We start from the raw sequence: 23,441 nt of genomic DNA on the forward strand, positions 1-23,441 counted from the left end.
AGGACCGGGATGGACGCACCGCTGGTGTACCAGTTGTCTTGCCAAAGGCATAGCTGGGTAGCTACGTGCGGACGGGATAAGTGCTGAAAGCATCTAAGCATGAAGCCCCCCTCAAGATGAGATTTCCCATAGCGCAAGCTAGTAAGATCCCTGAAAGATGATCAGGTTGATAGGTCTGAGGTGGAAGCGTGGTGACACGTGCAGCTGACAGATACTAATCGATCGAGGACTTAACCAATTGAAAAGCGGAGAAAGCCCGCATAAACCGGTAGGATGATGGAGCTTCTGGCGGAAGAGACGGACGTCTCAGACAGAAGAAGCGAAGCAGCCGTACGGTTTGGCTTTCGCAGCCAGACAGCATGTATTGTTTTAAAAGGCAAAAATCTTCTTCTATTATCTAGTTTTGAAGGAACAACGTTCCTCATAGTTTGGTGGCGATAGCGAAGAGGTCACACCCGTTCCCATTCCGAACACGGCAGTTAAGCTCTTCAGCGCCGATGGTAGTTGGGGGTTCTCCCCCTGTGAGAGTAGGACGCCGCCAAGCTTACATATATGGAGGATTAGCTCAGCTGGGAGAGCATCTGCCTTACAAGCAGAGGGTCGGCGGTTCGATCCCGTCATCCTCCACCATATTATTTCACCTGCCGGTGTAGCTCAATTGGTAGAGCAACTGACTTGTAATCAGTAGGTTGGGGGTTCAAGTCCTCTTGCCGGCACCATCATTGTTTTGATGATTAGAATGTTTTGAGCCATTAGCTCAGTTGGTAGAGCATCTGACTTTTAATCAGAGGGTCGAAGGTTCGAATCCTTCATGGCTCACCATTCATATGCGGGTGTGGCGGAATTGGCAGACGCACCAGACTTAGGATCTGGCGCCGCAAGGCGTGGGGGTTCAAGTCCCTTCACCCGCACCATATGCGGAAGTAGTTCAGTGGTAGAATACAACCTTGCCAAGGTTGGGGTCGCGGGTTCGAATCCCGTCTTCCGCTCCATTATTTCGTATATGCCGGGGTGGCGGAACTGGCAGACGCACAGGACTTAAAATCCTGCGGTAGGTGACTACCGTACCGGTTCGATTCCGGTCCTCGGCACCACTATTTTAATATGCGCCCGTAGCTCAATTGGATAGAGCGTCTGACTACGGATCAGAAGGTTATGGGTTCGACTCCTTTCGGGCGCGCCATATTACGGGAAGTAGCTCAGCTTGGTAGAGCACTTGGTTTGGGACCAAGGGGTCGCAGGTTCGAATCCTGTCTTCCCGACCAGTTTTTCTTTATGTTATGGGGCCTTAGCTCAGCTGGGAGAGCGCCTGCCTTGCACGCAGGAGGTCAGCGGTTCGATCCCGCTAGGCTCCACCAATAATTTAGTCGTTTGCTAGGTAAATGACAGAAATTGCTCTTTGAAAACTGAACAAAACTAAGCGCCAACGTTTTAAAATAGTGAGCACACACTCTAAAAGCAAATGAGCAAGTCAAACATTTCTTCGGAGAGTTTGATCCTGGCTCAGGACGAACGCTGGCGGCGTGCCTAATACATGCAAGTCGAGCGAATGGATGGGAGCTTGCTCCCTGAAGTTAGCGGCGGACGGGTGAGTAACACGTGGGCAACCTGCCTGTAAGACTGGGATAACTTCGGGAAACCGGAGCTAATACCGGATACGTTCTTTCCTCGCATGAGGAAAGATGGAAAGACGGTTTCGGCTGTCACTTACAGATGGGCCCGCGGCGCATTAGCTAGTTGGTGAGGTAATGGCTCACCAAGGCCACGATGCGTAGCCGACCTGAGAGGGTGATCGGCCACACTGGGACTGAGACACGGCCCAGACTCCTACGGGAGGCAGCAGTAGGGAATCTTCCGCAATGGACGAAAGTCTGACGGAGCAACGCCGCGTGAGCGAAGAAGGCCTTCGGGTCGTAAAGCTCTGTTGTTAGGGAAGAACAAGTGCCAGAGTAACTGCTGGCACCTTGACGGTACCTAACCAGAAAGCCACGGCTAACTACGTGCCAGCAGCCGCGGTAATACGTAGGTGGCAAGCGTTGTCCGGAATTATTGGGCGTAAAGCGCGCGCAGGTGGTTCCTTAAGTCTGATGTGAAAGCCCACGGCTCAACCGTGGAGGGTCATTGGAAACTGGGGGACTTGAGTGCAGAAGAGGAAAGTGGAATTCCAAGTGTAGCGGTGAAATGCGTAGAGATTTGGAGGAACACCAGTGGCGAAGGCGACTTTCTGGTCTGTAACTGACACTGAGGCGCGAAAGCGTGGGGAGCAAACAGGATTAGATACCCTGGTAGTCCACGCCGTAAACGATGAGTGCTAAGTGTTAGAGGGTTTCCGCCCTTTAGTGCTGCAGCTAACGCATTAAGCACTCCGCCTGGGGAGTACGGCCGCAAGGCTGAAACTCAAAGGAATTGACGGGGGCCCGCACAAGCGGTGGAGCATGTGGTTTAATTCGAAGCAACGCGAAGAACCTTACCAGGTCTTGACATCCTCTGACAACCCTAGAGATAGGGCGTTCCCCTTCGGGGGACAGAGTGACAGGTGGTGCATGGTTGTCGTCAGCTCGTGTCGTGAGATGTTGGGTTAAGTCCCGCAACGAGCGCAACCCTTGATCTTAGTTGCCAGCATTCAGTTGGGCACTCTAAGGTGACTGCCGGTGACAAACCGGAGGAAGGTGGGGATGACGTCAAATCATCATGCCCCTTATGACCTGGGCTACACACGTGCTACAATGGATGGTACAAAGGGCAGCAAAGCCGCGAGGCCGAGCAAATCCCATAAAGCCATTCTCAGTTCGGATTGCAGGCTGCAACTCGCCTGCATGAAGCCGGAATCGCTAGTAATCGCGGATCAGCATGCCGCGGTGAATACGTTCCCGGGCCTTGTACACACCGCCCGTCACACCACGAGAGTTTGTAACACCCGAAGTCGGTGGGGTAACCTTTATGGAGCCAGCCGCCTAAGGTGGGACAGATGATTGGGGTGAAGTCGTAACAAGGTAGCCGTATCGGAAGGTGCGGCTGGATCACCTCCTTTCTAAGGAAAATAACGTTCGCTTACGTTTTGTTCAGTTTTGAAAGAAGCAATTCTTTCAGAACTTTGTTCTTTGAAAACTAGATAATAGATAGAAGGCAAATTTTTGCGTCAATCTTTTCAAAAACATACCATGTTTATGGTTAAGTTAGAAAGGGCGCACGGTGGATGCCTTGGCACTAGGAGCCGATGAAGGACGGGACTAACACCGATATGCTTCGGGGAGCTGTAAGTAAGCTTTGATCCGGAGATTTCCGAATGGGGAAACCCACTGTTCGTAATGGAACAGTATCTTTACCTGAATACATAGGGTACTGAAGGCAAACCCGGGGAACTGAAACATCTAAGTACCCGGAGGAAGAGAAAGCAAATGCGATTTCCTGAGTAGCGGCGAGCGAAACGGAATTAGCCCAAACCAAGAGGCTTGCCTCTTGGGGTTGTAGGACACTCAACATGGAGTTACAAAGGAACGGGGTAAATGAAGAGGCTTGGAAAAGCCCGTCAGAGAAGGTAATAACCCTGTAGTTGAAACTTCGTTCCCTCCTGAGTGGATCCTGAGTACGGCGGGACACGAGAAATCCCGTCGGAAGCAGGGAGGACCATCTCCCAAGGCTAAATACTCCCTAGTGACCGATAGTGAACCAGTACCGTGAGGGAAAGGTGAAAAGCACCCCGGAAGGGGAGTGAAATAGATCCTGAAACCGTGTGCCTACAAGTAGTCAGAGCCCGTTAATGGGTAATGGCGTGCCTTTTGTAGAATGAACCGGCGAGTTACGATTTCATGCAAGGTTAAGTTGAGAAGACGGAGCCGCAGCGAAAGCGAGTCTGAATAGGGCGAATGAGTATGAGGTCGTAGACCCGAAACCAGGTGATCTACCCATGTCCAGGGTGAAGTTCAGGTAACACTGAATGGAGGCCCGAACCCACGCACGTTGAAAAGTGCGGGGATGAGGTGTGGGTAGCGGAGAAATTCCAATCGAACCTGGAGATAGCTGGTTCTCTCCGAAATAGCTTTAGGGCTAGCCTCATAATGAGAGTCTTGGAGGTAGAGCACTGATTGGACTAGGGGCCCTCATCGGGTTACCGAATTCAGTCAAACTCCGAATGCCAAAGACTTATTTATGGGAGTCAGACTGCGAGTGATAGATCCGTAGTCAAAAGGGAAACAGCCCAGACCACCAGCTAAGGTCCCAAAGTATACGTTAAGTGGAAAAGGATGTGGAGTTGCTTAGACAACCAGGATGTTGGCTTAGAAGCAGCCACCATTTAAAGAGTGCGTAATAGCTCACTGGTCGAGTGACTCCGCGCCGAAAATGTACCGGGGCTAAACGTATCACCGAAGCTGTGGATTGACACCTCTGGTGTCAGTGGTAGGAGAGCGTTCTAAGGGCGTTGAAGCTAGACCGTAAGGACTGGTGGAGCGCTTAGAAGTGAGAATGCCGGTATGAGTAGCGAAAGAAGGGTGAGAATCCCTTCCACCGAATGCCTAAGGTTTCCTGAGGAAGGCTCGTCCGCTCAGGGTTAGTCAGGACCTAAGCTGAGGCCGAAAGGCGTAGGCGATGGACAACAGGTTGATATTCCTGTACCACCTATTCATCGTTTGAACGATGGGGGGACGCAGGAGGATAGGGTAAGCGCGCTGTTGGATATGCGCGTCCAAGCAGTTAGGCCGGAAACGAGGCAAATCCCGTTTCCATGAAGGCGGAGCTGTGATGGCGAGGGAAATATAGTACCGAAGTTCCTGATTCCACACTGCCAAGAAAAGCCTCTAGTGAGATGAAAGGTGCCTGTACCGCAAACCGACACAGGTAGGCGAGGAGAGAATCCTAAGGTGTTCGAGAGAACTCTCGTTAAGGAACTCGGCAAAATGACCCCGTAACTTCGGGAGAAGGGGTGCTTTTTAGGGTGAATAGCCCGGAAAAGCCGCAGTGAATAGGCCCAGGCGACTGTTTAGCAAAAACACAGGTCTCTGCGAAGCCGCAAGGCGAAGTATAGGGGCTGACACCTGCCCGGTGCTGGAAGGTTAAGGGGAGAGGTTAGCGCAAGCGAAGCTTTGAACCGAAGCCCCAGTAAACGGCGGCCGTAACTATAACGGTCCTAAGGTAGCGAAATTCCTTGTCGGGTAAGTTCCGACCCGCACGAAAGGTGTAACGATCTGGGCACTGTCTCAACGAGAGACTCGGTGAAATTATAGTACCTGTGAAGATGCAGGTTACCCGCGACAGGACGGAAAGACCCCGTGGAGCTTTACTGCAGCCTGATATTGAATTTTGGTACAGCTTGTACAGGATAGGTAGGAGCCTGAGAAGCCGGAGCGCCAGCTTCGGTGGAGGCGTCGGTGGGATACTACCCTGGCTGTATTGAAATTCTAACCCGCGCCCCTGATCGGGGCGGGAGACAGTGTCAGGTGGGCAGTTTGACTGGGGCGGTCGCCTCCTAAAGAGTAACGGAGGCGCCCAAAGGTTCCCTCAGAATGGTTGGAAATCATTCGCAGAGTGTAAAGGCACAAGGGAGCTTGACTGCGAGACCTACAAGTCGAGCAGGGACGAAAGTCGGGCTTAGTGATCCGGTGGTTCCGCATGGAAGGGCCATCGCTCAACGGATAAAAGCTACCCCGGGGATAACAGGCTTATCTCCCCCAAGAGTCCACATCGACGGGGAGGTTTGGCACCTCGATGTCGGCTCATCGCATCCTGGGGCTGTAGTCGGTCCCAAGGGTTGGGCTGTTCGCCCATTAAAGCGGTACGCGAGCTGGGTTCAGAACGTCGTGAGACAGTTCGGTCCCTATCCGTCGTGGGCGCAGGAAATTTGAGAGGAGCTGTCCTTAGTACGAGAGGACCGGGATGGACGCACCGCTGGTGTACCAGTTGTCTTGCCAAAGGCATAGCTGGGTAGCTACGTGCGGACGGGATAAGTGCTGAAAGCATCTAAGCATGAAGCCCCCCTCAAGATGAGATTTCCCATAGCGCAAGCTAGTAAGATCCCTGAAAGATGATCAGGTTGATAGGTCTGAGGTGGAAGCGTGGTGACACGTGCAGCTGACAGATACTAATCGATCGAGGACTTAACCAATTGAAAAGCGGAGAAAGCCCGCATAAACCGGTAGGATGATGGAGCTTCTGGCGGAAGAGACGGACGTCTCAGACAGAAGAAGCGAAGCAGCCGTACGGTTTGGCTTTCGCAGCCAGACAGCATGTATTGTTTTAAAAGGCAAAAATCTTCTTCTATTATCTAGTTTTGAAGGAACAACGTTCCTCATAGTTTGGTGGCGATAGCGAAGAGGTCACACCCGTTCCCATTCCGAACACGGCAGTTAAGCTCTTCAGCGCCGATGGTAGTTGGGGGTTCTCCCCCTGTGAGAGTAGGACGCCGCCAAGCAAAACGAGAGGCCAGCAGAGATGCTGGCCTCTTTTGTGCGCAGAAATGATATTTCATAAGAGCTCAAAAGAGGAAACGAGTCCAGGTAAGCCAATACCTGAATGCAGAGCCAAAAAAATTGAACGATGTTTGAACCGTTACGATGTACACGGGGAGCGGCAGAAGCTGATGATAAAGTACCCCAGTCCGGTTACCGCTGTTCAGGTGTTCGAACGCAGGCAGTTAAACTCGGTACCGGGGCTGGAAGGAACTTCTGCTAAAACCGCAGCGTCCTGTGACAGAGCAGAAGGTAATACAGTACCATTTACCAGGATTAATTAGGGCTTAATGCAATTTGCCCAGATTAAAAGGCTATGAATTGTAAATCACAAATAAAAGCAATAACGCTTATATAGAGGAATATCTGATTATGACTCACATAAAGGGCTTCTGACTCATAGTATCTTATAGGCGCTAATTTGAGGTTTTGGGAAAGCATGCATATAAAAATTTGGATTTTGTCCGAAGGCAGCGTTTTACATGATTCAATATGAGGTATAAATATATATAAAAAAATTAATTTTTAGAGTATGCCGCCCCCTGCATTTTGGAGAAAATGGTTAATGCATTTACATAAAGCGTATGTGTTGCAAATTGTGATTTTCAATGTATAATAAAAGTCAAATATAGTCAAAGTCAGAATGGGGGAGGCGTAGTGAAGAATATATCTGATGTTATCGAAAACTATTTGAAGCAGATTTTAGAGATAAGTCAGAAGGATATTTTAGAAATAAAGAGAAGTGAAGTGGCAGATAAGTTTCAATGCGTTCCTTCTCAAATAAATTACGTAATCAACACCCGATTTACGATTGAAAGAGGTTATGTGGTTGAAAGCAAGCGCGGCGGCGGGGGCTATATAAGGATCATGAAAGTAAAATCATACGATCACGCGGAGCTAATCGATCAATTGATGTCTCTTTTGGGCTTAAGGGTTTCACAGTCAACGGCAGAAGGGGTTATTTTCCGGCTGATAAATGAAGAGATTATTAATAAAAGAGAAGCGAAGATTATGATGAGCGTTATTGATCGTTCTGTCATTTACATGGATCTGCCAGAGCGTGATGAATTGAGATCCCGTATATTGAAAGCCATGCTTACCACATTAAAATATAAATAGTCCGGCAGAGGTGATGAGAATGAATTGCCAGGAATGCAATCAAAGACCTGCAACTCTTCATTTTACGAAAATTATAAATGGCGAAAAGACTGAAGTCCATCTTTGTGAAGTATGTGCACAGGAAAAAGGCGATATGTTTATGCCCAATGGAGCACAAGGCTTCTCATTCAATCATTTGCTTGCAGGTTTGCTTAATAATATTGAACCTGGATTTCAGCAGACGAAAGCTAGTTCGTTTCCAAAGCGCGAAGAATTGCGGTGCAGCCGATGTAATCTTTCCTTTCAGCAATTTGTACATGTAGGCAAGTTCGGCTGTGCGGAATGCTATCAGTCCTTCAATGAACAGCTCAATCCTATCTTTAAGCGGGTGCATAGCGGCAATACCGCACATATCGGAAAAATACCAAAGAGGATTGGCGGAACGATTCATCTGAGAAAACAAATTACGGATTTGAAGGATGTGCTGAAGCAGCATATTGATCAAGAGGAATTTGAAGAAGCAGCTGAAGTCAGGGATAAAATACGCTCACTGGAAAAAAGGCATGAAGAGCAAGAGGGGGTCGACCATTCATGAGCCTTGAACGATTTGTTCAAAATGCAATGAGCTCTTGGTTAACAGAAGAAGGTCCTGAAAATGATATTGTTTTAAGCTCGCGTGTCCGCTTGGCAAGGAATTTTAAGGACTTCACTTTCCCTACTTTCTTTAAGCAAGAAGAAGCTCAGCAAATTCTGGGTTTAATTAAAAACAGGCTTGAAGAGTCAGACTCCGTACATCCTGGTGTCGGCAAGCTTGAGTTTATTGACATGGGAGAACTGCAGCCGCTGGAAAAAAACGTACTGGTGGAGAAACACCTGATTAGCCCCCATTTGGCTGAGGAATCGCCTTATGGAGCATGCCTTCTATCTGAAAATGAAGAAGTCAGCATTATGCTGAATGAAGAAGACCACCTGCGCATACAGTGTTTATTTTCAGGGCTTCAGCTTACCGAGGCATTGAAGCTTGCAAATACAATTGACGACTGGGTCGAAGAAAATTTGGATTATGCATATGATGAGGAAAGAGGTTATTTGACCAGCTGCCCTACAAATGTGGGAACGGGCTTAAGGGCTTCAGTTATGATGCATTTGCCGGGCCTGGTGCTGACACAGCAGCTTAACCAAATTATCCCTGCTATGAATCAGCTGGGGCTGGTGGTAAGGGGGATATATGGCGAAGGCAGTGAAGCCCTGGGGAATATTTTTCAGATATCCAATCAAATTACCCTGGGTAAATCTGAAAAAGACATCATTGAGGATCTTTCTATGGTGGTAAAACAGATAATCGCCCAGGAAAGGTCAGCAAGAGAAGCATTAGTTAAGACCTCTAACATACAATTAGAAGATAGAATATACCGATCTTATGGTATTTTATCAAATGCAAGAATTATTGAGACCAAGGAAGCGGCCAAATGCATATCTGATGTTAGAATGGGGATTGATTTGGGCTATATCACCAACGTTTCCAAGAATATTTTAAGCGAGCTGATCATTTTGACTCAGCCGGGTTTCCTGCAAAAATATGCCGGGGGTCCACTGAGAGCCCGGGAAAGAGATATACGGCGTGCTTCATTGATAAGAGAACGATTAAATGAAGAGAAAAACGAAAATTCTGAAGGAGGAATTACCCTATGATGTTTGGTCGTTTTACTGAGAGAGCCCAAAAGGTCTTAGCCTTGGCACAAGAAGAAGCAATTCGTTTAGGACATAACAATATTGGAACAGAACATATATTACTGGGTTTGGTCAGAGAAGGGGAAGGCATAGCAGCTAAGGCTTTGCATGCTCTTGGACTTGGTGCTGAAAAAATCCAGAAAGAAGTGGAAAATCTTATTGGCCGCGGACAGGAAACTGCACAAACTATCCATTACACTCCCCGTGCAAAAAAGGTAATTGAACTATCCATGGATGAAGCGAGAAAGTTAGGCCATTCCTATGTTGGAACCGAGCATGTGCTTTTAGGGCTTATCCGTGAGGGTGAAGGTGTAGCGGCACGTGTGCTCAATAACTTAGGAGTAAGCCTTAACAAGGCTCGCCAGCAGGTGCTGCAGCTATTGGGAAGCAATGAATCAGGCGGCCACCAGGGGAATGCTTCTGCAAATGCGAGCACTCCGACTCTTGATAGCCTTGCCCGCGATTTAACAGCTATCGCCCGTGAAGGCAGCCTTGATCCAGTTATTGGCCGCAGCAAGGAAATTCAGCGTGTTATTGAGGTGTTGAGCCGACGGACAAAAAATAACCCAGTTCTTATCGGGGAGCCGGGTGTCGGAAAGACAGCGATTGCTGAAGGTCTTGCCCAGCAAATCATTAATAATGAAGTGCCGGAAATCCTTCGTGATAAGCGTGTTATGACCCTTGATATGGGAACTGTTGTAGCGGGTACCAAATACCGCGGTGAATTTGAAGACCGTTTGAAAAAGGTCATGGATGAAATACGCCAGGCAGGAAACATTATACTGTTTATTGATGAGCTTCATACACTGATTGGAGCAGGCGGAGCAGAAGGCGCAATCGATGCTTCAAATATTCTAAAGCCTTCATTGGCACGCGGTGAATTGCAGTGTATCGGTGCAACCACTTTAGATGAATACCGCAAATATATCGAAAAGGATGCTGCACTTGAGCGGCGGTTCCAGCCGATTCAGGTCGATGAGCCGACTATCAGCGAATCCATTCAGATTTTGCGAGGCCTTCGTGACCGCTATGAAGCGCATCACCGTGTTTCAATTACAGATGAAGCCATTGATGCAGCAGTTAAATTGTCAGATCGCTACATTTCAGACAGATTCCTTCCGGATAAGGCGATTGATTTAATAGATGAAGCGGGTTCAAAGGTAAGGCTTCGTTCTTACACAACACCGCCGAACTTAAAGGAACTTGAGCATAAGTTAGATGAAGTACGCAAAGAAAAGGATGCATCGGTCCAGAGCCAGGAATTTGAAAAGGCTGCTTCCTTAAGGGATACAGAGCAGCGGTTAAGAGAGCAGCTTGAAGAAACTAAAAAGACCTGGAAGGAAAAGCAGGGGCAGGAAAACAGCGAAGTAACCGTGGACGATATTGCCCATGTAGTATCAAGCTGGACTGGAGTTCCGGTAACGCGCCTTGCCCAGACTGAGTCTGACAAACTTCTTAATATGGAGGAGATCCTTCACTCCAGGGTTATAGGACAGGAAGAAGCGGTTAAAGCAGTATCGAAAGCCGTCCGCCGTGCAAGAGCAGGGCTGAAGGATCCGAAACGCCCGATTGGTTCATTCATTTTCCTTGGGCCGACTGGTGTAGGTAAAACAGAGCTTGCAAGAGCTCTTGCAGAGTCCATCTTCGGTGATGAAGAATCCATGATCCGAATTGATATGTCTGAGTATATGGAAAAACATTCGACATCACGTCTTGTCGGATCGCCTCCAGGATATGTAGGATATGAAGAAGGCGGGCAATTAACAGAAAAGGTCCGCAGAAAACCATATTCAGTAGTGCTGCTGGATGAGATTGAAAAAGCGCATCCTGACGTGTTTAATATTCTTCTTCAAGTTCTTGAAGACGGAAGATTGACGGATTCCAAAGGACGCACAGTAGATTTCAGGAATACCATCCTGATTATGACTTCAAATGTCGGTGCATCTGCACTAAAAAGCAATAAATATGTAGGCTTTAATATCCAGGATGAAGGACAGGATTATAAAGATATGAAAGGGAAAGTAATGGAAGAGCTAAAGCGTGCCTTCCGTCCAGAGTTCCTGAACCGTATCGATGAAACGATTGTTTTCCACTCCTTGGAGAAAAAGCATTTGAAGGAAATTGTCACTCTTATGGCAGATCAATTAATTACACGCCTGAAAGAGCAGGATATCTTACTGGAACTTACTGATGCAGCAAAAGAAAAAGTGGCAGATGAAGGATTTGACCCTGAATACGGGGCAAGGCCAATCCGCAGGGCGATCCAAAAGCATGTAGAAGATTACCTTTCTGAAGAATTGCTCAAAGGCAACGTCCAAAAAGGGCATAAAGTAGTCCTGGATGTTCAAAATGGAGAATTTACGATTAAGCAGGGAGCAACTGTTAACGCTGATTAACTTTGAACAGCAAGGAGGTACACGCATATTTGCAGTGTACCTCTATTTTTTGGCTGTTTTATGGCGAGTGCTTCATAATGGGAAATGATGATTGAAGCGGAAAATTAGAGCCCGGAGCGGAAATTATCAGTCATTAACAAATCTTAATAAAATTAGAAGGATTAAACCGCCAGGACATTTAATATGTTAGTAGTGGTGGCTGCAATTCTTAAAAGATTGCAAATGAAAAGGAGTTAATTATGGCTGCAAAAAAGAAGACAAAATTTATGTGCCAATCCTGCGGTTATGAATCTGCAAAATGGATGGGCAAATGCCCGGGGTGCGGTGAATGGAATCAGATGGTGGAGGAAGTTGAAATCGTCAAACCCGCCAGAAGAGGCGCTTTTTCGCATTCCGACCCTGCCGGATTGGGAGCTGGCCGCCAAAAGGCTGCACCTATAACTACCATTGAAACATCACAGGAGCCCCGGATTGCCACTGACTTGGGAGAGCTGAACAGGGCGCTTGGCGGAGGAATTGTCCAAGGTTCACTGGTGCTGATAGGAGGGGACCCTGGAATCGGAAAGTCCACTCTGTTGCTGCAGGTATCTTCACAATTGGCGAGAAAACAAAAAAAGGTTCTTTATATATCGGGAGAAGAATCCGTTAAGCAGACCAAGCTTAGAGCGGATCGTCTCGGGGCCGCTTCAGAAAATTTATTTGTTTATTCGGAAACAGATATGGATTACATTCAGCAGGCCATTAGCGATGTTCAGCCTGACCTTGTCATAATAGATTCGATTCAGACAGTCTTTCAATCTGAAGTAACATCTGCCCCTGGCAGCGTTTCTCAGGTCCGAGAGTGCACTTCCACGCTGATGCGGATTGCCAAGACAACAGGTGTTGCCATTTTTATTGTCGGCCATGTGACGAAAGAAGGAGCAATTGCCGGTCCCCGGCTATTAGAGCATATGGTGGATACTGTCCTGTATTTTGAAGGAGAGCGGCATCATACCTACCGGATCATCAGGGCGGTTAAAAACAGATTCGGTTCTACAAATGAAATGGGTATTTTTGAAATGAAGGAAAACGGGCTTGAAGAAGTCGGAAATCCGTCGGAAATATTTTTGGAGGAGCGCTCACAAGGCACATCCGGCTCCACGGTTGTTGCTTCCATGGAAGGAACCCGTCCTGTACTCGTAGAAATTCAGGCGCTAATTTCACCTACCAGCTTCGGGAATCCAAGGAGAATGGCAACAGGCATTGACCATAACCGGGTTTCTCTATTAATGGCTGTTTTGGAGAAAAGGGTTGGACTGCTTCTGCAGAACCAGGATGCTTACTTAAAGGTCGCTGGCGGAGTAAAGCTGGATGAACCGGCCATTGACCTCGCTGTATCGGTCAGCATTGCCTCCAGTTTCCGTGATAAACCGACAAAGCCATCTGACTGCCTGATTGGCGAAGTGGGGCTTACAGGGGAAGTCAGAAGGGTTTCACGCATTGAACAGCGGGTGCAGGAAGCTGCTAAGCTTGGCTTTGAACGCATTATCATCCCGTCGAATAACATAGGCGGATGGAGTGTTCCAAAAGGAATAGAAATCGTAGGGGTATCAACTGTGGCGGAGGCTCTTAAATATGCTTTAGGAGGGTGACGATGACAGATAAAAAGGCTTTTGAGAAAATGAAATTGGATATCCTTCAAGTGGTTGCTCCCGGAACTCCCCTGAGAGAAGGAATTGATAACGTATTACGGGCCAATACAGGCGGATTGATTGTAGTAGGCTGCAATGACCGTGTACGCTCTATCGTTGATGGAGGATTTTTAATCAACTGCCCCTGTACATCCAGTACCATGTATGAGCTGGCTAAGATGGATGGAGCGATTATCCTGAATGAAAAAGCCAATCAGATCATTCTTGCCAATGCACAACTTGCGCCGGATACCTCTGTCCCTTCTACAGAAACGGGAATGAGGCATCGGACAGCTGAGCGGGTTGCGAGGGAAACGAAGACACTTGTTATTGCAATATCCCAAAGGCGGAATGTCATTACCCTTTATCAAGGCAATTTCCGCTATGCACTCAAAGATATCGCAGTCATTTTAGCAAAAGCCAACCTAGCCATTCAAACCCTTGAGAAATATAAAGCCGTTCTGCAGCAAAGCATATCGGACTTAGGTTTGCTGGAATTTGAGGAAATGGTCACGTATGCTGACCTTCTTCGGGTATTTCACAGGTATGTAATGGTGCTAAGGATTAAGGGGGAGCTTCTTGCTTATCTGCATGAGCTGGGAACTGAAGGGCGGCTGATCCGGCTCCAGATGAATGAGCTGCTGTTTGACCTTGAACTGGAGGGAAGGCTGCTTATTAAAGATTACAGCTTTGATAAGGAGGAAAAGCCTGAAGGAATTATCGGGCGTCTTGAGGAGATGGCGCAGCTGGAAAAAATGGAAGACAGCCTATTGATCAAGGCACTTGGATACAATGGTTATATACACCTGGACGAAAGCGTAAAAACCAGAGGTTACCGGCTTCTGCACAAAATTCCGCGGCTTCCCTCCTTGATTATTGAAAATCTGATAAAACAGTTCAGTGATTTCACCCATATAAGCAAAGCATCTGTCGAACAGCTGGATGATGTAGAAGGAATTGGGGAAGTAAGGGCAAATAAAATAAAAGAGGGTCTGAAAATACTAAGAAACCAGCTGATTACTGAAAGAAAAATGTAGGGTTTCAAAGTGTGAAAAATTTATGACAGCCTCCTTTTGCAGATGTTCTTTATCAGTTTCTTATTTTTGACACCCCTTTCCCCTGATGCTAGGCTAATGGTACAATCAACCCCGCTTCATGAAAGCTAGTGACAAAATAATTATTTTGCTGAATAAAAGCAACAATTTTGAAAACAGGGTTTCAATTTTTTTAAAGTGTCAATAATGATTAAAAGGAGGTGAGAGGATGTTAAAACGCATTATTCAAGCATGCTTTTTGATTTTAGGCGGAACTCTGGGCAGTTTCCTGATTCCTGAACTATTAACGTTGTTACATGCAGATGATATTGCTTTTATAAACAATCCTTATGTTAGTGTGATTTTAGGCGCAATTATATTCTATCTTTTTACTTTTTGGGCAGTGGAGTATGTAGTCAACTTTATGAAATGGTTTGAAGAAACGCTCGTTAAAGCCCCAATAACAGATATTATATTCGGGAGCCTTGGACTTATTGTAGGACTGTTTGCTGCCTTTTTAATAGGATCTGCTCTTAATTTAATCCAGGTTCCGGTCATTAATACGGTAGCGCCAATTCTCTTAACCCTGTTATTCGGTTATTTAGGCTTTCAGGTGGGATTTAAAAAACGTGATGAATTGCTGCATTTATTCTCAAGAAGTACGAAAAGAAAGGGTTTGGACGGCCATTCAGAAGATGGCGAGGATGATAGAAGCAAGCTGAAGATTCTTGATACAAGTGTTATTATTGATGGAAGAATCGCCGATATCTGCCAGACTGGGTTCCTGGAAGGAACAATCGTCATTCCTCAATTCGTGCTGCATGAACTGCAGCATATCGCAGATTCCTCTGATGCACTGAAGAGAAACCGAGGCAGGCGCGGACTGGATATTCTGAATCGTATCCAAAAAGAAGTGCCGATAAAAGTGGAAATGTATGAAGGCGATTTTGAAGATATCCAAGAAGTCGACAGTAAGCTTGTTAAGCTTGCGAAGATTTCAAACGGCATTGTTGTAACAAACGATTTTAACCTGAATAAAGTTTGCGAGTTTCAGAATGTTCAGGTGCTGAATATCAATGATTTGGCTAATGCCGTAAAACCTGTAGTTCTTCCAGGAGAAGAGATGAATGTACAAGTCATTAAGGATGGAAAAGAACAGAATCAGGGGATTGCATATTTAGATGACGGAACCATGATCGTGGTGGAAGGCGGCAGGGATCATATCGGCAAACGCCTAGATGTTCTTGTGACTAGTGTCCTTCAGACATCTGCCGGCCGCATGATTTTTGCCAAGCCTAAATTGTTGGAAAAAGCATTATAAAACAGGTTAGGGGAAGAGATATGTTTTATGAAGTAGTAATACCTGCAGCAGGCCAGGGGAAGAGAATGAATGCCGGTAAAAATAAATTGTTCATTGAGCTTGCACAAATTCCTATTATCGTTCATACTCTCAAGGTTTTTGAAGGTGATCCCAATTGCCAGGGAATCATCCTCTCCATTAATCCTGCTGAAGAAGCGATATTCTCAGGCCTTATTTCCCTTTATGGTTTTAAAAAGATAAGTAAATTAACGGCAGGCGGCAGTGAACGCCAGCAAAGTGTATTCAATGGAATCAGGGAGTTATCAACTAGTGATATTGTGCTGGTTCACGACGGAGCACGCCCCTTTATCGATTCCGGAATGATTGCCGCGCTGGCAGATGCTGCATCCGTACACGGAGGAGCGGTGGCGGCTGTTCCCGTGAAAGATACCATAAAAAAAGCAAAAGACGGAGCTGTACTGGAAACCGTTGAACGATCTGGCTTGTGGGCGGTTCAGACACCACAGGCTTTTCGTGTTTCAGCCCTGCTTGAAGCACATAAAAGAGCGGAAGCGGAAGGGTATCTGGGGACAGATGACGCAAGCCTGCTTGAAAGATCAGGCCAGCCTGTTGTCATTATAGAGGGAAACTATGATAACATTAAAATAACCACAAAAGAAGACTTATACTTTGCCGAAGCAATTTTACATAAAAAAAGCGGAAGCGCCTTGAACAGCCTCGACTAGCATAAGACGCGTAAGAAAAAAAGGCGCACTTTGGCTTCATTTCTTAGGTGGTTTATGGCCTCGGGAGGCGAGTCACAGCTTTCTTAACTAAAAAAACAGATTACATGTGGAAAAAGGAGAGGGCTGTATGTTTAGAATTGGACAGGGATATGATGTGCACCAGCTTGTAGAAGGAAGGCCGCTAATTATTGGAGGGATCGATATTCCTTATGAAAAGGGATTGCTTGGTCACTCGGATGCGGATGTTTTGCTGCATACTGTTGCTGATGCGTGCTTGGGTGCAATTGGTGCGGGAGATATCGGAAAGCATTTTCCGGATACAGATCCGGAGTTTAAGGATGCTGATTCAGCCAAGCTTCTTCAGCATATTTGGACAATTGTAAAGAAAGAAGGATATGTGCTGGGAAATGCCGATTGTACGATTATTGCCCAAAGCCCCAAAATGGCTCCTTATATTGAGCAAATGAAGGAACGAATTGCTGAACTGCTTGAAGCAGCTCCAGACCAAATAAACGTGAAGGCAACAACTACCGAAAAGCTTGGATTTACCGGGAGAAGCGAAGGGATTGCTGCACAGGCAGTTGTTCTTTTGGTCAAAGCGGATTGAAGCTGTTATTGGGATGCTTTATAATGTGATCCTAAAATGATAAAATGGAATGATAATACCTTAGGAGGCGTCAAAATGACTAGCGAAGTTCGAGTACGTTATGCACCAAGCCCGACTGGGCATCTGCATATTGGGAATGCGCGTACTGCTTTATTTAATTACCTGTTTGCAAGACACCAAGGCGGAAAATTCATCATCCGCATTGAAGATACAGACCAAAAGCGCAACATTGAAGGCGGAGAAGAAAGCCAGCTGAAGTATTTGGATTGGCTGGGCATGGACTGGGATGAAGGCGTGGATGCCGGAGGAGAATACGGTCCTTACCGCCAGTCTGAAAGAAACGAAATATATAGCGGCCTTTATACAAAGCTGCTGGATCAAGGGCTTGCCTATAAATGCTACTGTACGGAGGAAGAAATTGAAGCGGAGCGGGAAGAACAGGTTGCACGCAATGAAACACCGAAGTATTCCGGAAAATGCCGCTATCTGTCCAATGAAGACCGGGCAAAATTAGAAGCTGAAGGAAGAAAACCGAGCATCCGTTTTGCTGTGCCCACGGGCAAGGTTTACACGTTCAATGACATGGTCAAAGATGAAGTTTCCTTTGAATCTGACGGCATCGGCGACTTTGTTATTGTAAAAAAAGATGGGATCCCAACTTATAATTTTGCCGTAGCAGCAGATGATCACCTGATGGAAATTTCCCACGTGCTGCGCGGGGATGATCATATCTCGAATACACCGAAGCAGCTGATGATTTATGAAGCATTTGGCTGGGAGCCTCCTGTTTTTGGCCATATGACGTTAATTGTAAATGAAAGCAGAAAAAAGCTAAGCAAGCGGGATGAATCAATCATTCAGTTTATCGAGCAATATGAAGATTTAGGATATCTGCCCGAAGCCCTCTTCAACTTTATTGCCCTGCTTGGGTGGTCTCCGAGCGGGGAAGAAGAAATCTTCACAAAAGAAGAATTCATCGAGAAATTTGAAGCAGAACGCCTGTCCAAGTCACCTGCTCTTTTTGATCAGCAAAAGCTGGCATGGATGAATAACCAATATGTGAAAGAGATTTCTGCTGAAAGAGCCATGGAGATATCCCTTCCCCACTTAATTAAAGCAGGAAGAGTATCTGCTGATTTGAGTGAGCAGGAAACTGAATGGGTGAAGGACTTAGTTTCACTGTATCAGGAGCAAATGAGCTGCGGAGCAGAAATTGTGCCGCTTTCCGGACTGTTCTTTAAAGACACCATTGACTTTGAAGAAGAAGCAAAGGAAGTTCTTGCTGAGGAACAAGTTCCTGAAGTGATGAAAGCATTTCTTGAGGAAGTTAACTCAATTGAGGACTTTACCGCTGAGGCCGTTAAAAAGGCGATTAAAAATGTGCAAAAGGGCACAGGCCATAAAGGGAAGAAGTTATTTATGCCGATCCGTTCCGCTGTTACCGGCCAGACCCATGGCCCCGACCTGCCTAAGGCAATCGCTCTTTTAGGCAAAGAAAAAATTAAACAGCGTCTAGAAAGCATTTTAAGTTAACAATTTGGTGAAAATATAATATAGTAATAAATAATCTTATACGATAAAAGCGCCGATGGGGAGAAGTATGTAAACAAAGCTTATTAGAGAGAACCACAGCCTGCTGAAAGTGGTTTAAGCCTCTTGTTTCTGAAATGCACCCTTGAGTTCTTTGCTGAACATTTTTCAGTAGGTAAAGACGGTATTTCCTCCGTTAAAGGATATAAGTTGGGGATGATCTGTTTTTGCACATGATGGCAAAAACACTACGACATTCCAAACAGAGTGGAACCGCGCTTGATAAGCGTCTCTGTCATTATGGCAGAGGCGCTTTTTTGTTTTCTAAAAAATAGAAGAGACATAAACAGGGCAAAAAAAGATGGGGAGTCAGGAGGAAACACGGTGTTTAAAGTTTTTAAAGAAGACTTAGATGTGGTCTTTGACCAGGATCCTGCAGCACGCAGCTATTTAGAAGTCATATTGACTTACGCAGGCCTTCATGCCATTTGGAGCCACCGGCTTGCACATGCTTTGTTTAAAAGAAAGCTTTACTTTCTGGCGCGGATAATTTCACAAATCAGCCGATTTTTCACAGGAATTGAAATTCATCCAGGCGCAAAGATTGGAAAACGTTTTTTCATTGACCATGGAATGGGAGTAGTCATTGGGGAAACCTGTGAAATTGGCAATAATGTTTCTGTGTTTCAAGGGGTAACGCTAGGCGGAACAGGAAAAGAAAAAGGCAAACGCCACCCCACTATCAGGGATAATGTGTTAATCGCAACAGGAGCAAAGGTTCTAGGCTCCATTATCATAGGGGAAAACTCAAAAATCGGGGCAGGCTCCGTCGTGCTGAAAGAAGTACCGCCAAACTCGACAGTTGTAGGCATTCCGGGGAAAGTGGTTAAAAGGGACGGGATGAAAATCAATAAAGACCTTAATCATTCAGACCTGCCTGATCCAACTGGAGACAGATTTAAAGATCTGGAAAGACAAATACATGAATTAAAAGCTGAATTAAAGCTTTGGCAGGAAAAAGGAGCAATCAAAAATGGCGATTAAAATTTATAATACCGTCACTAGAAAAAAAGAGGATTTTAAACCGTTAGAAGAAGGAAAAGTAAAAATGTATGTATGCGGTCCTACCGTATATAATTATATCCATATAGGAAATGCAAGGCCAGCTATCGTATTTGATACAGTAAGAAGGCATCTTTCCTACCGAGGCTATGATGTTCAGTTTGTTTCTAATTTCACGGATGTAGACGATAAACTGATCCGGGCAGCCAAAGAGCTTGGAGAAGATGTTCCGGCTATTTCGGAAAGATTCATTAATGCCTACTTTGAGGACGTATCAGCACTCGGATGCAAAAGAGCGGATGCCCACCCCACCGTCATGGAAAATATGGACAGCATCATTGATTTCATTGCCGCATTAATTGATAAAGGCTATGCATATGAATCTGAAGGAGATGTCTATTACAGGACACGGAAATTTGAGGGATATGGTAAGCTGTCGCATCAATCCATTGATGAACTCCGCGTTGGCGCAAGGATTGAAGTAGGCGAAAAGAAGCAGGATGCACTTGACTTTGCACTTTGGAAAGCGGCCAAAGAAGGTGAAATCTCCTGGAACAGTCCATGGGGCATGGGACGCCCGGGATGGCATATCGAATGCTCGGCAATGGTGCGGAAATATCTTGGGGACACAATTGATATCCATGCTGGCGGACAGGATTTGGCATTCCCGCATCATGAAAACGAAATTGCCCAGTCGGAAGCAATGACAGGCAAGACATTTGCGAATTATTGGATGCATAACGGTTATATAAATATTGATAATGAAAAAATGTCTAAATCGCTTGGCAATTTTGTGCTTGTGCATGATATTATCAAAAAACATGACCCGAATGTACTGAGATTTTTCATGCTTTCCGTTCATTATCGCCATCCGATTAATTATAGTGAAGAGTTATTGGAAAATATGAATGCAGCAATGGATCGCTTAAAGACCTCTTACCAGAATCTGAAACATCGCTTGAATTCAAGTGACGGTTTAACGGCAAATAACGAAGAATGGCTGAAGAATATTTCAGAGTTTCATGAACAATTCCTGAAAGAGATGGATGATGATTTCAATACAGCCAATGCCATTTCTGTACTTTTTGAGCTTTCTAAACAGGCTAATTACTACTTGATGGAAAAAAACACGGATAAAAAGGTGATTGAGGCATTCATCAGCGAATTTGAAACCTTATTCGATATTTTAGGGCTGACCCTAGAGGAAGAAGCCTTATTGGATGAAGACATTGAAGCGCTGATTCAGCAAAGGATACAGGCCCGAAAAGACCGCAATTTTAAACTTTCTGATGAAATCAGGGACCGTTTGAAGGATATGGATATCATTCTTGAAGATACACCACAGGGGACAAGATGGAAAAGAGGGTAAGCATGCTTCACTATGACAATAAAGTTGATGAAAAGACACTGAATAGCCTTGCCCTTGCTTACATGGGTGATGCCGTATATGAAACGTATATCCGGCATCACCTTATTCAAAAGGGAGCGGTAAAGCCCAATTTGCTGCATAGAGAAGCTACTTCCTTTGTATCTGCCAAAGCCCAAAGTAAAATCATTCATTTCTTCATCGAAACAAAAAGGCTGACAGATGAAGAAACGGCAGTGGTGCGGAGAGGGAGAAATGCAAAGTCCGGTACCGTTCCAAAAAATACGGACGTCCAGACATACCGATATGGAACAGCGTTTGAAGCATTAATGGGCTTCTTGTATTTATCCGGACAAAAAGAAAGACTGGAAGAGCTTGTTTTGGCCGCCATTAATTATATTGAAGACGAAAAAGGGAGATGAACCTATGAGCGAAGAATACATTATTGGAAAAAACCCCGTTTTGGAAGCTCTCCGTTCCGAGCGGGATATTAATAAAATCTGGATCGCAGAAGGATCTCAAAAAGGGCAAATGCAGCAAATTTTTTCCCTGGCAAAGGAAAATGGCGTTCTTGTGCAAATAGTGCCAAAGAAAAAGATTGACCAAATGGCAGAAGGAAATCACCAGGGGGTCGCCGCCCTGGTGGCAGCTTATGAATATTCAGAGGTGGATGATTTGTTCGCCGTTGCGGAAGAGCGGAATGAAGCACCTTTTTTCATTCTCCTGGATGAAATTGAAGATCCCCATAATCTTGGCTCCATCATGCGTACGGCAGATGCTGTGGGCGCACATGGGATTATTATTCCAAAGCGCAGGGCAGTAGGTTTGACTGCGACGGTTGCCAAAGCATCAACAGGTGCAATAGAGTACATCCCTGTGGCCCGTGTGACAAATATGGCAAGAACAATCGACGAATTGAAGGAGCGGGCTGTCTGGATTGTCGGAACGGATGCTAAGGGCAGCGATGACTACCGGAGCATGGACGGCAAAATGGCGATTGGACTTGTCATTGGGAGTGAAGGAAAGGGTATGGGCAGGCTTGTCAGGGATAAATGTGATTTCCTGATTAATTTGCCGATGGCTGGGAGAGTCACCTCTTTAAATGCTTCTGTAGCAGCTAGCCTGCTGATGTATGAAGTGTATCGAAAAAGAAATCCTCTAGGGGAATAGAACATGAATATTCTGTTGGTAGACGGTTACAACATCATTGGAGCCTGGCCGGAACTAAGAGAATTAAAAGATAAAGATCTTGCGGCAGCCAGGGACCGGCTGATTGAGCAAATGGCTGAATACCAAGCATTTACAGGCGATCGGGTAATCATCATCTTTGATGCGCAATTCGTCCAGGGAATTGCCAGAAAGTATAACAATTATAAGGTGGAAGTGATTTTTACCCGGGAAAATGAAACGGCAGACGAGCGGATTGAAAAAATGGCCATCGACTTAAATAATGTGAAGACCCAGGTTCATGTAGCTACTTCTGATTACACGGAACAATGGGTCATTTTCGGACAAGGTGCTCTAAGAAAGTCAGCCCGCGAGTTATTAATCGAAGTATCACAGATACATGCCGATATTGAAAAAAGCGTGAAAAAGACGGTGAAAATAAAACCAGCCACAAAAATCCAGCTTTCAGAAGAAGTTGCAGAAATATTCGAAAAATGGAGACGGGGACAGCTGTAGGCTGTTGACGTATAAAATTTCCCTACTGTATAATATTGCTAACTACTGTGTACGGTCAGGGGGGGCAAATGTGGGTGTCAATTTCTCAATGAGGCATGATGAAAAGTATCTGCAATTTGATGATGATGTACTTATAGACTTGGTACATAAAGGCGACAGCGAAGCCTTGGATTTTTTAATCCATAAGTACAGAAACTTTGTCAGGGCCAAAGCAAGAACTTATTTTCTAATCGGTGCTGACAAGGAAGATATCGTTCAGGAAGGCATGATCGGCCTGTATAAAGCAATCCGTGACTTTAAAGGGGACAAGCTCTCTTCTTTTAAAGCCTTTGCTGAACTTTGCATTACAAGGCAGATAATCACAGCAATCAAGACAGCCACACGACAAAAGCATATCCCGCTGAACTCCTATATTTCTCTGGATAAGCCGATTTATGATGAAGAATCCGACCGGACACTCATGGATGTTATTTCAGGGACAAAAGCCCAGGATCCTGAAGAGCTGATCATCAGCCAGGAAGAATTCGATGACATTGAATTAAAGATGGCTGAATTGCTCAGTGATCTCGAAAGAAAAGTATTGTCTCTTTATTTGGATGGACAATCCTATCAGGAGATTTCCGAAGAGCTGAATCGGCACGTTAAGTCTATTGATAATGCGCTCCAGCGTGTGAAGCGGAAGCTGGAACGCTATTTGGAGGTAAGGGAAGTTACACTTTAGCCGCCCCCTTTTACTATTGTGCAAGACAGATAGAACACGATTGGGCAGGTATAA

The 23,441-nt window shown here is 45.7% G+C and carries 16 protein-coding genes, 9 tRNA genes, 5 rRNA genes and 1 other annotated feature (1 of these 31 only partly in view); all 30 genes read left to right on the plus strand.

The window, feature by feature from the left end:
* Window positions 1-238 (plus strand): 23S ribosomal RNA (locus ACN6MY_RS02425); it begins 2,693 nt to the left of the window's first position.
* A 189-nt stretch (window positions 239-427) separates the two neighbouring features.
* A 5S ribosomal RNA gene (gene rrf / locus ACN6MY_RS02430) occupies window positions 428-544 on the plus strand.
* A 10-nt stretch (window positions 545-554) separates the two neighbouring features.
* Window positions 555-630: transfer RNA gene (locus ACN6MY_RS02435), tRNA-Val, on the plus strand.
* Window positions 631-643: 13 nt separating this feature from the next.
* Window positions 644-719 (plus strand) — tRNA-Thr (locus ACN6MY_RS02440).
* 27 nt (window positions 720-746) lie between these two features.
* Window positions 747-822: transfer RNA gene (locus tag ACN6MY_RS02445), tRNA-Lys, on the plus strand.
* Between the two features lie 7 nt (window positions 823-829).
* Window positions 830-914, plus strand: a tRNA-Leu gene (locus ACN6MY_RS02450).
* A gap of 3 nt (window positions 915-917) precedes the next feature.
* A tRNA-Gly gene (locus ACN6MY_RS02455) sits at window positions 918-992 on the plus strand.
* Window positions 993-1,005: 13 nt separating this feature from the next.
* Window positions 1,006-1,094: transfer RNA gene (locus tag ACN6MY_RS02460), tRNA-Leu, on the plus strand.
* Window positions 1,095-1,106: 12 nt separating this feature from the next.
* Window positions 1,107-1,183: transfer RNA gene (locus ACN6MY_RS02465), tRNA-Arg, on the plus strand.
* A 5-nt stretch (window positions 1,184-1,188) separates the two neighbouring features.
* Window positions 1,189-1,265: transfer RNA gene (locus tag ACN6MY_RS02470), tRNA-Pro, on the plus strand.
* 17 nt (window positions 1,266-1,282) lie between these two features.
* Window positions 1,283-1,358 (plus strand) — tRNA-Ala (locus ACN6MY_RS02475).
* A gap of 122 nt (window positions 1,359-1,480) precedes the next feature.
* Window positions 1,481-3,031 (plus strand): 16S ribosomal RNA (locus ACN6MY_RS02480).
* Window positions 3,032-3,169: 138 nt separating this feature from the next.
* Window positions 3,170-6,100, plus strand: a 23S ribosomal RNA gene (locus ACN6MY_RS02485).
* A gap of 189 nt (window positions 6,101-6,289) precedes the next feature.
* A 5S ribosomal RNA gene (gene rrf, locus ACN6MY_RS02490) occupies window positions 6,290-6,406 on the plus strand.
* Together the 16S, 23S and 5S rRNA genes with 9 tRNA genes alongside form the textbook arrangement of a ribosomal RNA operon.
* A gap of 694 nt (window positions 6,407-7,100) precedes the next feature.
* The gene (locus ACN6MY_RS02495; RefSeq protein WP_071351422.1) at window positions 7,101-7,562 is read left to right on the plus strand and encodes a CtsR family transcriptional regulator; all 462 of its coding nucleotides are present in this window, start codon (window positions 7,101-7,103) and stop codon (window positions 7,560-7,562) included.
* Window positions 7,563-7,581: 19 nt separating this feature from the next.
* A complete protein-coding gene (locus ACN6MY_RS02500) occupies window positions 7,582-8,136 on the plus strand; it encodes a UvrB/UvrC motif-containing protein (RefSeq protein WP_419882642.1) in 555 nt (184 codons plus the stop codon).
* The gene (locus ACN6MY_RS02505; RefSeq protein WP_419882643.1) at window positions 8,133-9,233 is read left to right on the plus strand and encodes a protein arginine kinase; all 1,101 of its coding nucleotides are present in this window, start codon (window positions 8,133-8,135) and stop codon (window positions 9,231-9,233) included. The genes ACN6MY_RS02500 and ACN6MY_RS02505 overlap by 4 nt, the downstream gene beginning before the upstream one ends.
* On the plus strand, window positions 9,230-11,668 hold the full coding sequence (clpC, locus tag ACN6MY_RS02510; protein WP_419882644.1) for an ATP-dependent protease ATP-binding subunit ClpC: 2,439 nt from the start codon (window positions 9,230-9,232) through the stop codon (window positions 11,666-11,668). The genes ACN6MY_RS02505 and clpC overlap by 4 nt, the downstream gene beginning before the upstream one ends.
* A 239-nt stretch (window positions 11,669-11,907) precedes the next feature.
* A complete protein-coding gene (gene radA / locus ACN6MY_RS02515; RefSeq protein ID WP_071351418.1) occupies window positions 11,908-13,299 on the plus strand; it encodes a DNA repair protein RadA in 1,392 nt (463 codons plus the stop codon).
* A 2-nt stretch (window positions 13,300-13,301) separates the two neighbouring features.
* Complete coding sequence (gene disA, locus ACN6MY_RS02520; protein ID WP_419882645.1) at window positions 13,302-14,375, plus strand: DNA integrity scanning diadenylate cyclase DisA; 1,074 nt, start codon at window positions 13,302-13,304, stop codon at window positions 14,373-14,375.
* A 226-nt stretch (window positions 14,376-14,601) separates the two neighbouring features.
* On the plus strand, window positions 14,602-15,693 hold the full coding sequence (locus ACN6MY_RS02525; RefSeq protein WP_419882646.1) for a PIN/TRAM domain-containing protein: 1,092 nt from the start codon (window positions 14,602-14,604) through the stop codon (window positions 15,691-15,693).
* 20 nt (window positions 15,694-15,713) lie between these two features.
* On the plus strand, window positions 15,714-16,418 hold the full coding sequence (gene ispD / locus ACN6MY_RS02530; protein WP_419882647.1) for a 2-C-methyl-D-erythritol 4-phosphate cytidylyltransferase: 705 nt from the start codon (window positions 15,714-15,716) through the stop codon (window positions 16,416-16,418).
* 127 nt (window positions 16,419-16,545) lie between these two features.
* Window positions 16,546-17,025, plus strand: a complete 480-nt coding sequence (gene ispF / locus ACN6MY_RS02535) for a 2-C-methyl-D-erythritol 2,4-cyclodiphosphate synthase (RefSeq protein WP_071351414.1) — start codon at window positions 16,546-16,548, stop codon at window positions 17,023-17,025.
* Window positions 17,026-17,100: 75 nt separating this feature from the next.
* Window positions 17,101-18,558 carry a glutamate--tRNA ligase gene (gene gltX / locus ACN6MY_RS02540; protein ID WP_419882648.1) on the plus strand — a complete coding sequence of 486 codons (1,458 nt, stop codon included), beginning with the start codon at window positions 17,101-17,103 and terminating at the stop codon, window positions 18,556-18,558.
* Between the two features lie 43 nt (window positions 18,559-18,601).
* Window positions 18,602-18,852 (plus strand) — a binding site (T-box leader).
* 87 nt (window positions 18,853-18,939) lie between these two features.
* Window positions 18,940-19,599 (plus strand): serine O-acetyltransferase, encoded by a 660-nt coding sequence (gene cysE / locus ACN6MY_RS02545; RefSeq protein ID WP_071351412.1) that lies wholly within the window; start codon window positions 18,940-18,942, stop codon window positions 19,597-19,599.
* Window positions 19,589-20,986: a cysteine--tRNA ligase gene (gene cysS / locus ACN6MY_RS02550; RefSeq protein WP_419882649.1), complete on the plus strand. Its 1,398-nt coding sequence runs from the start codon at window positions 19,589-19,591 to the stop codon at window positions 20,984-20,986. Before cysE ends, cysS begins: the two co-directional genes overlap by 11 nt.
* Before the next feature lie 2 nt (window positions 20,987-20,988).
* A complete protein-coding gene (locus ACN6MY_RS02555) occupies window positions 20,989-21,405 on the plus strand; it encodes a Mini-ribonuclease 3 (RefSeq protein WP_419884050.1) in 417 nt (138 codons plus the stop codon).
* Between the two features lie 4 nt (window positions 21,406-21,409).
* The gene (gene rlmB, locus ACN6MY_RS02560) at window positions 21,410-22,153 is read left to right on the plus strand and encodes a 23S rRNA (guanosine(2251)-2'-O)-methyltransferase RlmB (protein ID WP_419882650.1); all 744 of its coding nucleotides are present in this window, start codon (window positions 21,410-21,412) and stop codon (window positions 22,151-22,153) included.
* A gap of 3 nt (window positions 22,154-22,156) precedes the next feature.
* The gene (locus ACN6MY_RS02565; RefSeq protein ID WP_090991245.1) at window positions 22,157-22,666 is read left to right on the plus strand and encodes an NYN domain-containing protein; all 510 of its coding nucleotides are present in this window, start codon (window positions 22,157-22,159) and stop codon (window positions 22,664-22,666) included.
* Between the two features lie 88 nt (window positions 22,667-22,754).
* Complete coding sequence (sigH, locus tag ACN6MY_RS02570; RefSeq protein ID WP_419884051.1) at window positions 22,755-23,387, plus strand: RNA polymerase sporulation sigma factor SigH; 633 nt, start codon at window positions 22,755-22,757, stop codon at window positions 23,385-23,387.
* Window positions 23,388-23,441 lie beyond the last annotated feature (54 nt).

Source organism: Peribacillus sp. B-H-3, assembly GCF_048572925.1.
In the GTDB taxonomy this organism is placed as follows: domain Bacteria; phylum Bacillota; class Bacilli; order Bacillales; family DSM-1321; genus Peribacillus.